Here is an 11,295-nt window from a genome sequence, read left to right as displayed (position 1 = left end):
CACACCGGCACCCGCACAGCTCGACACCCGTACCCGCACGCACCCGTACAGGTTCCGCCTTTGTCCTGCCCGGACGGCCACCCACCGTCCGGTCTCCCCTGGCCGCGCGACCCGCGGCCACGCAGAAGGAGTCAGTGTTGAGACGAACCTCTCACGGATCCGCGTCGTCCCATGGATCCACGTCCCACAGACGCACCTCCCACACCCCTCGCACGACCCGGCGCCGCGCCGCGGCCACCGGCGCGCTCGTAGCCGTTGCGGCCCTGCTCGCCGTCGCCGTCCAGACGGGGGCGGCGACAGCGGACGTCCCCCAGCAGGCACCCGCCGCCGGCAAGCCGGACAAGGGCGCACTGCCCGCCAAGCTCTCCCCGTCACAGCGCGCCGAGCTGATACGCGAGGCCAACACCACCAAGGCGGACACCGCTGACGAACTGGGCCTCGGTGCCAAGGAGAAGCTGGTCGTCCGCGATGTCGTCAAGGACCGCGACGGCACGGTCCACACCCGCTACGAGCGCACCTACGACGGACTCCCCGTCCTGGGCGGCGACCTGGTGGTCGACACGACGGCCTCCGGCAAGACCGAAGGCGTCACGCGGGCCGTGAAGACCCAGCTCAAGGGCGTGGACACCACCGCCGACGTGAAGCCGGCGACCGCCGAGAAACAGGCGCTGCGCGCCGCGGCGGCCGAAGGGTCCAAGAAGACCGAGGCCGACCGCGCCCCCCGCAAGGTGGTGTGGATGGCCGACGGCAAGCCGACCCTCGCGTACGAGACGGTGGTCGGCGGGCTGCAGCACGACGGCACCCCGAACGAGCTGCACGTCGTCACCGACGCCTCCACGGGCGAGAAGCTCTACGAGTGGCAGGGCATCGAGACCGGCACGGGCAACACCCAGTACAGCGGCACCGTCACCCTCGGCACCGCGCAGTCCGGCTCGACGTACAACCTGACCGACACGGCCCGCGGCAGCCACAAGACGTACAACCTCAACCGCGGCACGTCCGGCACCGGCACCCTCTTCTCGGGCTCGGACGACGTGTGGGGCAACGGGGCCGCGTCGAACCTGGAGACGGCGGGCGCCGACGCCCACTACGGCGCGGCGCTGACCTGGGACTACTACAAGAACGTGCAGGGCCGCACCGGTATCCGCGGTGACGGCGTCGGGGCGTACTCACGGGTCCACTACAGCAGCGGGTACGTCAACGCCTTCTGGTCCGACAGCTGCTTCTGCATGACGTACGGCGACGGCGAGGGCAACGCCAAGCCGCTGACGTCGATCGACGTCGCCGCGCACGAGATGACGCACGGCGTCACGTCGAACACGGCGGGCCTCAACTACAGCGGCGAGTCCGGCGGCCTGAACGAGGCGACATCGGACATCATGGCCGCCGCGGTCGAGTTCTACGCGGGTAACTCGTCGGACCTCGGCGACTACATGGTCGGCGAGAAGATCGACATCAACGGCGACGGCACCCCGCTGCGCTACATGGACCAGCCCAGCAAGGACGGCTCGTCGAAGGACGCCTGGTACTCGGGCATCGGGTCGATCGACGTGCACTACTCGTCGGGCCCCGCGAACCACTTCTTCTACCTGCTGAGCGAGGGCAGCGGCACCAAGACGGTCAACGGAGTCTCGTACAACTCCCCCACGTCCGACGGCCTTCCGGTCACCGGCATCGGCCGCGACAAGGCCGCGCTGATCTGGTTCAAGGCGCTGACGACGAAGTTCACGTCGACGACGAACTACGCGAGCGCCCGCACCGGGACCCTCGCGGTCGCCGGTGAGCTGTACGGCACGTCCAGCGCCGAGTACAAGGCGGTGCAGGACGCGTGGGCCGGGGTCAACGTCGGTACGCGATCCGGCGGCAGCACGGGTACGTCGTTCGAGAACACCGCCGACGTGTCGATCCCGGACAACGGCGCTGCTGTCACCTCGTCGGTCACCGTCACCGGCCGCACCGGCAACGCGCCGACCAACCTCCAGGTCGGCGTCGACATCGTGCACACCTGGCGCGGCGACCTGGTCGTCGACCTGGTGGCCCCCGACGGCTCGACGTACCGCCTGAAGAGCTTCAGCTCCTCGGACTCGGCGGACAACGTCAGCACGACGTACACGGTCGACGCGTCCTCCGAAGTAGCCAACGGCACCTGGCAGTTGAAGGTCCAGGACCAGGCGGCGCAGGACACCGGGTACATCAACAGCTGGAAGCTGACGTTCCCGTAGATCGCGGGCCGTAGCCCGTGAGCCCGGGCCGCCCGGGCCCGTTCGGCGGCGTCCCGCGGGAGGAGCCCCCTCCCGAGCCGGAAACCCCCGGGGCGCCGCCGTCCCAACGTCCCCCAAGAATTCACATGGCCTGGAATCCGCGGCGTGCAGTCCGGGGATCAGTTGACGATGAGCACGCCCAGCATCGCCGTCCAGCAGAGCGCCACCAGTACCGGCAGGAGCATCATGATGAGCCCTGTCGGCGACGTCCTGAGCCAGTCGTTACCGTCCTCGGCCACCTCACGGCCCACGATCCGCTGCCCGCCGTGCCACGCCATGTACTCCTCGAGCTCCATGGCGGCCCGCTTGCGGGCGTCGAGATAGCGGCGGCCGAAGCGCAGCATCTGCGAAAAGGCGACGGAGGAGGCGAGCCCGATGATCGTGATGATCACAGCGAGGCTGTGCGCCGTGGACTCCATGGACCCGGACGCCGACGTGTCCTGGCTGACGGAGAACCCGAGCGCCGCGGCCAGACCGGCCGTGATGTAGAAGAAGTTGTTCAGCTTGTGCCAGTTGGTCGTGTCCTCGTGCTTGTAGAGGTCGATGGCGACCGCGTACTGCGCCTGGAGCATCGCCTCCCGCGGCTTGCGCCATACCCACACCATCCGCTGCTTGCCGTCGGGCGGCGTCAGCCGTGTCAGTTCCTCGAAGCCGAGCTTGCGGTGGAAGAGCGTCGATGCCGCGTTGTACGGCTCGGTGACGACCGCGGCGATCACCGGGGTGTCCTGCCACTGCTCGAGAACGTGGTGGTAGAGCCGGGAGGCGACTCCCGTGCGCGCGGAGGAGCGCGAAACACAGATCTGTTTGATGACGAGGAAGGCGCCCAGCGTGGTCTTGATGCGGTGGTTGAGCCATTCGTCCGGTTCGATGCGCTGGTCGCTGTAGGCCAGCAGAAAGCCGAGCACCTCGGTGCCCTTGACCGCGACCCAGAAGTGTTCGGCGGTGGTGAGCCTGGCCCGGTAGTGCTCCAGCCTGTAGTCCGAAACGAGGAAGCCCTCGCGCCCCGCGCGCTCCGGGTCCGTGGCGTTGAGCCTCCGGGAGTCCGCCAACGCCAGGATGTCCGGTAAGTGAGCCTCGCCGGCTCGCACGATCTCGATCGCCTCGACCCGCTCCGTGCCCATGAGCTCCCCGTGGGTGATCTCGCACTTCGTTTGACGCACTCAACTTACCGCCCCTATAGGGCAGTTCGGGATTTCAGCGCCGGCGCCTCGCGGGGTGGGGTGGACCCCGGCCTACGCTGTACCCATGGCCTTCACCTACGAGGACGTGGGAGCGACCCGTGAGGGCAGGTGCCCGAACGGGTTCCACCCCCTGAGGGTGCGGACCCGGGTCGGCGAGGGCGTGGGCGTGTTTCGTACAGCGGCGCGGGCGGTCCTGTCATGGCAGATGCACCGGGCCGTCGGCGTCAGCATCGACGCGGCCGCGGAGGCCGCGAGGCCCGGCGTGGACGTGACGGTCGGCCTGGGGCGGATCAAGGCGCCGTGCCGCGTGGTCTGGACGGTCGAGGAGGATGACCGCGCGGGCTTCGCGTACGGGACGCTGCCCGGACATCCCGAGTGCGGCGAGGAGTCGTTCGTCGTGGAACGGACGGACGACGGCACGGTCTGGCTGACGGTGACGGTGTTCAGCCGCCCGGCGAAGCGGTGGGTGCGGGCGGGAGGCCCGCTGATCCGGGTCCTCCAGCGCGCCTACGCCCGGCGGTGTGGTGCGGTGGTGCGCCGCATCTGCGGTTCCGGGTAGTCGGAAGAGGGTCACTCGGCCGTCAGGGAGTCGCCGCCACGGGCACCGCGGCTGAGTACTGGACCGTGCCGAAGGCGGAGACCTTGGCCAGCGCCCACCAGTCGCCGCTGCCGCCGGTCCGGCGGTGGTGAGCGACGGCGTAGTGGAGTTCCGTCACGGCTCCCGGGGACACGGTGAATCCCTGGACTCGGGGCGTGATCGCGACGGCGTCGCCGGGAGCGCCCCACGTGCCGTACGGGCTGATGATGCGGGCCTCGCCGCGGACCTCGCTCAGCGCGTGGCCGGTCAGGCGCAGGACGAGGCGGTCCGGGGAGGGGTGTGAGAGGTCGATGTCGAAGGGGGCGACAGGGGTGCTTCCGCCGACGGTGACGGGCAGCGCGTCCTCCAGCACCTGGCCGATGCCGTCGAGGATCTGGGCCGTCAGGAAGTACGTGCCCGGGGCGGCCTCCTTCTCCGGGCGAACGGTGACATCGAATTCCGCGAACTCGCCGGGGGCCACGTCGTATCGGAGTGGCGCGTGCGCTGCCACGGTGATGCCGTCGGGGATGCCGAGCCGGACGCTGCCGCTGGCGGGGAGGGCGGAGGTGGCGACCGTGATGCGGACGGATTGCTCGCGGATACCGGTACCGGTATCGAGGCCCTCACGGCTCTCGAGGCGGATGCTGACGGGCAGATAACCCATGGGGGCCGGGCCTGTGTTGTGCAGCCAGTAGCGGGTGAAGACCGGCTGGACGGGTTCGTGGGCCGGGCCGATGCCATCGGGGTCCGAGGTCGGCCGGTGCGGCCGGGACATGCCCGGGCGGGCCGCGATCGTCGCGACGTCCGCCGCCGTCAGGCCGATGCTGAGCGAACCGTCCTCGCCGGCCGTCAGCGGTCGCACCGTGCGCTGTTCCAGGAGGTCCGTGGCCTCGCCGGACGTGAATCCGCCGTACAGGCGGACCCGCGCCGTCACCGGTCGGCCCTCGGACTCGTACAGGCGCATGACCAGGCCGTCGGTGGCGGGGTCGGTGTCGCCCGGGAGGCCGGAGGCCATGGGGTTGCCGCGCGGTTTGAGTGCGGAGAGCACGACGTTCGCCGGTTCGACGGTCAGGAGCGAGGTGCGGGGTGGGAGTTCTCCTTCGGAGGGGGTGGTGGGCAGGGCGAGCAGGGGATGGTTCGCCTCGCGCCCGGCGCGTACGAAGCCGGCCTGGCGCCAGTCGCCGGGGCCCGCGACGAGGCTGTAGTGGAAGTCGTGCGTCCAGTGCTGGAGGGCGAAGCTGCTGCCGTCGGGTGCGGTGCGGCGCGGGCCGTCGAGCCAGACGCCGCTGGGCCAGTCGGTGCAGGCACGCATCAGGGAGAGGTAGAGGGTGCCGTCCGCGGTGGCCACGGAACCGGGCGTTCCGTGGTTGATCAGGGCGGCCGAGTAGTCGTCGGCGGGCTCGGCCGTGGTGGGCAGACCGTCGGGTACGGGGATGTCGACGACCGCGTCGGAGAGGTCGGCGGTGAGGGTGCCGGGGTCGCGCACGATGAGAACCGGCAGGTCGCGCGTGCCGCGCAGGTCGGCACCGGGGACCCAGGCTTCGCGGCGGGTGCGGGCGGCGGGCACGAAGACGCGGCCGTGGGCGGCGAGCGCCGCCCGGTAGGCGACTTCGTCCGCTCCGGTGGCGGCCAGGACGCGTTCCGCGAAGGCGTTGTCAGTGCCGGGTGCCACTCTGATGTCGGGGAGGTTGGAGTCCGCGTCGAGCGAGCCGTGGCGCGGGCCGTCCGGGCGTGTGCAGGTGGCGGTCACACCCTGGGCGACGAGAGCGGCGAGGAGGGGGCGGACATCGTGGTCTTCGGGGGCGATCACTTCGGCGACGCCGATGGCGTGCGACAGCGTTCCGGTGGGGGCGGGGCCGGCGGCCGGATCTGCGGCTGGGTGCGGAGACGTGTTCGCGTCTTGGTGCAGGGCTGGGTGCGCGGCCGGATGCAGAGCGATACGGGCCGTCGTGGAGAGCCCGGCCCAGGTGTGTGCGGGATTGTCCAGCGTCCACAGGTGCTCGGCGGTGTCGGCCTCGGGGAAGCCGAAAGGCCGCCCGATCGCGGCGAATCCGACCTCGGAGACCGGCAGGGTGCCAGGCAGGTCGAGATCGAAGCGGACCCGCAGAAGCCGGTCCTCGCCGATGGAGCCGTCCACGCGCGTACGGAAGTCGATGCGGGAGCTGCCGCGGAGGAGGGTGGCCGTCTGAGTGAACCGCAAGGTGTCCAGGCGTACTTCAGTGGTGATCCGCGCGCCGATGGCGGAGTGCTCGACGCGTACGGAGGTGGCGGGCCGGGTGCCGGTCCCCGTGCCGAGCCCCTTGGGGAGCAGATGCCAGGGCCCCTCGCCCCAGACGGGGTGGGTCGTGTACTCGTCCTGCACGGTCAGTTCGGCGCCGAGGCCGCCCGGGCGGAGGAGTTCGCGGCCGGTGCGCAGATCGGTGATGCGGTTCAGGGCACCGCCGCGGGTGGGGTCGGCCTCGATCCGGAAGCTCTCGTTCTCGATGGCCGTGGCCTCGGGCACGAGGGCCCAGTCGGCGGCGGCCGGTCCGGATTCCGTGGCCGGTCCGGATTCGGTGTCCGGTCCGGATTCGGTGTCCGGTCCGGATTCGGTGGACGCCTCGGGCTCGACGAGCTGATAGACGCGGTGGCCGAGCGAGGGGACGCCCCGGGCGAGGAAGGAGAGAGCGGAGCCGTCGGCGACCGAGGGGACGGGCCGCCCGGCCTCGTCCCGGACCTCGGCACCTGCCGCATGGTCCACGGTGACCAGGCCGTCCCGTTCCCAGGAGAGGGCGTTCGCGACCAGCAGGGGTCGCCCCGGCGTGTGCGTAACGCGCGTGTCGGTGCGGGCGGCGAGCTGTTCCAGCGCGTCCGTCCGCACCCGGTCGCCGAGTTCGTACGCCTCGCGCCAGTTGTCGGCCAGGTCGAGATAGACCTGGTCGGACTCGGTGCCGGTGACGGCGTCGTGGTGCGCCCCGTAGGCGAGGAGGCGCCAGGCCTTGTCGAGTGCCTCGCTGGGGAAGCGCTCGCCGAAGAGGCTTGCGAGGGCGGCGAGCCGTTCCCCGTCCAGTACGGCTGTCTCGGCGGCCCGCTGCGCCTGCTTGGTGTCGATGTACGAGACGTCCTTGCCGGTGAACACGGGGTTCATGTCCCGGGTCTGGGGCGCGATCTTCGGCCCGGCCTTCGGCGTGATCACCCCCGTCGTACGCGAAGGGGACGGAGACGGGGACAGGAAAGGCGCCGCCCCCGCCTCACGGCGCACAGCCGCGAAGAAGTCCCGCGGCAGCCCCATCGTGAAGCGCGGCCAGACATAGCGCTTGGCCCACTCCCGGTGGATCTCGGTGCACCAGCGGGACGGCACGTTGTGGTCGTGGCCCACTGGCAGCATCACATTGCGGGTGGCGGCGACCTTCTTCAACTGGGCGTACTGCTCGTACGCGGCCGCCATCGCGGCGTCGAGCGAGTCGGTCCGGTGGATGGCCCAGCCGGCGGTGTAGTGCGCTCCCATGTAGTGGGTGAGGACGCCGCGGCCGCTGGGCGCGATCCACTCGAACTCGCTGGGGAACTGCATGCGGGCGATGTCCCCCGCGTGCCCGATCGGCCCGGAGTTGTGGAAGGGGCCGCGCGCCCAGGCGCTGGAGTCGAGTCCGGCGTCGGCCATGATCCCGGGGTGCGCGGGGTCATGACCGAAGACGTCGAGGAGCCAGCCGGAGCGCGGATCACCGCCGAGCACATCGCGCTGGTAGCCGATGCCGTAGACGGTGTTGCGGATCGTCGACTCGGGGTGGGTGAGATTGGTGTTGGGCTCGTTGTAGCTGCCGCCGACCAGTTCGATCCGGTCGTCGCGCAGGAAGCGGCGCAGGTCGGCCCGGTCGCGTGGGAAGGCGTCCCAGTGCGGCTTGAGATAGTCGATCTCCGCGAGCACGAAGCGGTAGTCGTCGTCGTGCCGCGCCGAGTCCAGATGGGCTCGAACGAGGTCGAAGGCGCTGCGCACATGGGGCGGGCGGAGCCGGTCCACCCAGGGCAGATCGGGCAGTTCGTGGCGGACTTCGGTGAAGCCCGCCTGGGTGTTCCACCAGACCGGGTCGTAGTGGAAGTGGGAGACCATCCACATGGTCCAGCCGGTGTCCTCAGCCGTGACGGCGGCCTCGGCGGTGCAGCGGTCGGCTCCGGAGCCGTCGGCGCGTTCCGCGATCGCGGTGACCCGGTGCACCGATCCGGCGGCGGCCGGGGCCGAGAAGACGACCCCGACCTCGGCGACGGCCTCCCGCCTCGGACCGGGTGCGGCAATCAGCTCGGGCTGCGGTGTGCTGACCGTCGGTCCCTCGACCCAGACCCGTACGGGACCGGTCCCGCCCTGCAGGGTGACGCGTACGACCTGGCGGGAGGACTGCTGCGTACCGACGAAGAGATCGGTCGACCGGACGTCGCTGATCCGCATGCTGGCGTGGGCCTTTCGGTGGCTGTACGGGCTGATCGAAGGCGGCTGGTCACCGGTCGTACGTCATGGGCGGTGTGCCCTGCGGCTGGTGCGTCCGGCGGGGGTGTGTGGGGTGCGTCCGGCGGGGGTGCGTCCGGGCGGCGGGCTACAGCAGAGCGCGGGCCAGTTCGACGGCACCCTCGACGGGCGGCACCCGCAGCGGGTGCAGTCGAGTGCCGGGGAGTTCCCGGCCGAGCGCGTCATCGAGTGCACTGTAGAGGGCGGCCTGGTTCAGGATGACTCCGCCGGCCACGACGACGTCGTCCACGGCGGCCCCGCGGTCGGCGAGCCGTGTCACGAGCGCGGCCAGCGCCCGCCCTCCCGCGGCGATCACGTCGTGGGCGAGGCCTGAGCCGGCTGCGGCGGCGCTGAAAACGGCGTCGGCGTGCCGGCCCCAGTCCGCCGACACGTCGGCCGCGGACTCCAGCGCCGCGCCGATCGCCGGGACTTCGACCACCCCGAAGGCCGCGAGCAGTCCGCGGGCGAGTGGATCGGGAGGATCGCCCCGGTCGTGCGCGGCGCAGACGGCACGTGCCGCCTCGCGCACGAGCCCGGCCGAGCTGCCCTCGTCGCCGAGGACGGCGCCCCAGCCCCCGACCTGGACCAGCGTCCCGTCGGCGAGGTGCCCGACGGCGACCGAGCCGGTCCCCGCCACCAGACCGACGCCCTGCTTGAGACCGAGGGCGGGGACGAGGAGTTCGGCGTCGTTGGCGATGCGCCGCGGCACGTCGAGATGGGCGCCGAGCGCCTGTTGGAGGAGAGCGCCCTGACGCGGGGATTCGCAGCCGTGCGCGCCGACGGCGACGGATGCGGGTCTGGCGTCTGCGGGCAGGGCCTCCCGGAGGAGCCCGGCGAGCCACTGTGCGGCCTCACCGGGATCGTGCGGCCGCCAGCCGCTGCTCGGGCGGACGGTGTCGACGACGACATCCGTGCCCGAGCAGGCGCGGAGATGGGTCTTCGTACCACCCACGTCGATGCCGACGACGAGTGGGACGAGTGGTGCGGGGCCGCCCTGCATGGACCCGGTGGAGTCCTGCGCGGATGGTGTGGAGTCCTGCACGGAGCCTCTTTCGCCTTGTTCGCATCGCAGCAGCCGCGTAACGACGTGCTGCGCACGGCGGGCGAACCGTGACAGGGTCAACTGTTCTACGGACGAGGATGGTCGGTCGGGAGGCCCCGGGACGGACCTCGGTGAGCGCGGCGGGCGTACGCCACGGGTTCGTTAGGAAATTAACTAACGAAGTAGGCTGCGTCAAGGGACCGCAGAAAGCCGATAGGGCCTCATCGCCGGCCGGCCAGAACAGCGTCGTCGACAACCAGCCACAGGGACCACACATGATCTTCAGCGCCAGAGGCGACAGAAACGCTGCCGCAGGCAGCAGACACGCCACAGGCGACAGGCAGGCCACAGATGACAGGCACGCCACAGGCGAGAAGCGTGCCCCGGACGACGGAAGCGACCACCGCCACCGAGGCGCAGCCGGCGGGCGCGGTGCGGGCGCGAACCGCGACAACGGCATCCCGGCTGCCCGCACCCCGTCGCTGACCGACAGCGCCAGAGCCGTCTTCGCCGTGCTGGCCGAGTCCGGCGAGGCCACCCGCCCGCGGCTCGCCGAGCTCGCCCGTCTGTCGAAGCCCACCGTCTCGGCCGCCATGACCGAGCTGGAGGCCGCCGGTCTCGCGGCCCGTTCGGGCACCGCGCACGGCAACACCGGCCGTTCCGCCGCCGTCTACGGCCTCGGCCCCGCCGCGGGAACGGTGCTCGCCATCGACCTGGGCTCCACTCACACCGAGGTACGGGGCTGCGCGCTGGACGGCACCGTCCTCGCCGTCCGGACCACCGACGACGGCATTGGACCGGCCGACGCCGTACGGTCCGTCCTCGATCAGCTGGCCGGCACGGGCGCCGGCACGGGCCGGCTCCGCGCCGCCGTCGTCGCAGTCCCCGACGTCGCCGCCGCCCCCGCCGCCCCCGCCGCCCCCGCCGCCGGCAGCGAGGGCGCGGACTCCGGCCCGGGCCCCGGCCCCCGCCCCGCAACCCCCCGTATCGCCGCCGCTTTCGACGCTCTCGGGCTGCCCGAGGGCGTACCGGTCCATGTGGAGAACAACGTCAACTGCGCCGCGCTCGCCGAGTTGCACGAAGGTGCCGCGCGCGGCCGCAACAGCTTCGGCTATCTGCAGGTCGGCTACGGCATCGGCCTGGGCATCGTGATCGGCGGCCAGGTGCTGCGCGGCGCGAACGGTGCCGCCGGCGAGGTGGCCCGGCTGCCCTACCCGTGGGCCGACGGACAGCGTGCGCACCCCGAGGCCCTGGAGGAGTACGTCGGCGCCCGCTCGCTGCTGTGCCGGGCCGAGGCGTCCTGGCAGGCGGACGACGGACATCGCCCTGAGTCGGCCGAGCGGCTCTTCGCGCTCGCCGCGGCCGGCCACCCCACCGCGCGCCGTATGGTCGACGGCCACGCCGCGGAAGTCGGCCGGCTGGCCGCGGCCGTGACCGCCGTACTCGATCCGGGCCTGATCGTGCTCGGTGGCGGAATCGGCGCGAACCCGCAGCTCCTGCCCGGTGCCCGGGCGGAGCTGGACCGCCTCAGCTGGCCCACCGAGGTGGTGTCCAGTGTGCTCGGCAGCAGCGGCACGGTGGTGGGCGCCACCCGCCTCGCCGTGGCCCACGGAGTCCGGGCGGTGACCGACGGCGCCCCGGCCTGACCTCGGCCCGGCCTGGTCCGCGACCCATGGCCCCCCGCCCTGAACCCAGCCCCACCACGCCCGCCCGCCCCCCGCGCACCACGCCCCACGGCCACGGCCACGGCGCTGCAC

At 71.9% G+C, this 11,295-nt stretch carries 6 protein-coding genes; 3 read left to right on the top strand and 3 right to left on the bottom strand.

What is annotated here, in order from left to right:
- Positions 1-134 precede the first annotated feature (134 nt).
- A complete protein-coding gene (locus ABT009_RS16510; protein ID WP_502989887.1) occupies positions 135-2,222 on the top strand; it encodes a M4 family metallopeptidase in 2,088 nt (695 codons plus the stop codon).
- A 158-nt stretch (positions 2,223-2,380) separates the two neighbouring features.
- Here the strand turns inward: ABT009_RS16510 and ABT009_RS16505 are convergent, their stop codons facing one another.
- Positions 2,381-3,421, bottom strand: a complete 1,041-nt coding sequence (locus ABT009_RS16505) for a GNAT family N-acetyltransferase (RefSeq protein ID WP_351294336.1) — start codon at positions 3,419-3,421, stop codon at positions 2,381-2,383.
- A gap of 85 nt (positions 3,422-3,506) precedes the next feature.
- Between ABT009_RS16505 and ABT009_RS16500 the strand changes: the two genes are divergently transcribed.
- Positions 3,507-4,001 (top strand): DUF1990 domain-containing protein, encoded by a 495-nt coding sequence (locus tag ABT009_RS16500; protein ID WP_351294333.1) that lies wholly within the window; start codon positions 3,507-3,509, stop codon positions 3,999-4,001.
- A 22-nt stretch (positions 4,002-4,023) separates the two neighbouring features.
- Here ABT009_RS16500 and ABT009_RS16495 read toward each other — a convergent pair whose 3' ends face one another.
- Together ABT009_RS16495 and ABT009_RS16490 are read right to left on the bottom strand one after the other, a co-directional pair.
- Positions 4,024-8,439, bottom strand: a complete 4,416-nt coding sequence (locus ABT009_RS16495; RefSeq protein ID WP_351294330.1) for a glycoside hydrolase family 38 N-terminal domain-containing protein — start codon at positions 8,437-8,439, stop codon at positions 4,024-4,026.
- Between the two features lie 145 nt (positions 8,440-8,584).
- Positions 8,585-9,496 (bottom strand): BadF/BadG/BcrA/BcrD ATPase family protein, encoded by a 912-nt coding sequence (locus ABT009_RS16490; RefSeq protein WP_351295006.1) that lies wholly within the window; start codon positions 9,494-9,496, stop codon positions 8,585-8,587.
- Between the two features lie 317 nt (positions 9,497-9,813).
- Between ABT009_RS16490 and ABT009_RS16485 the strand changes: the two genes are divergently transcribed.
- Positions 9,814-11,184 (top strand): ROK family transcriptional regulator, encoded by a 1,371-nt coding sequence (locus tag ABT009_RS16485; protein WP_351294327.1) that lies wholly within the window; start codon positions 9,814-9,816, stop codon positions 11,182-11,184.
- Positions 11,185-11,295: the final 111 nt, after the last annotated feature.

This window comes from Streptomyces sp. NPDC002896, assembly GCF_040295225.1.
In the GTDB taxonomy this organism is placed as follows: Bacteria; Actinomycetota; Actinomycetes; order Streptomycetales; family Streptomycetaceae; genus Streptomyces.
The sequence above is the reverse complement of the archived record's forward strand: the minus strand, read 5'-3'. Positions and strand labels throughout refer to the sequence as shown.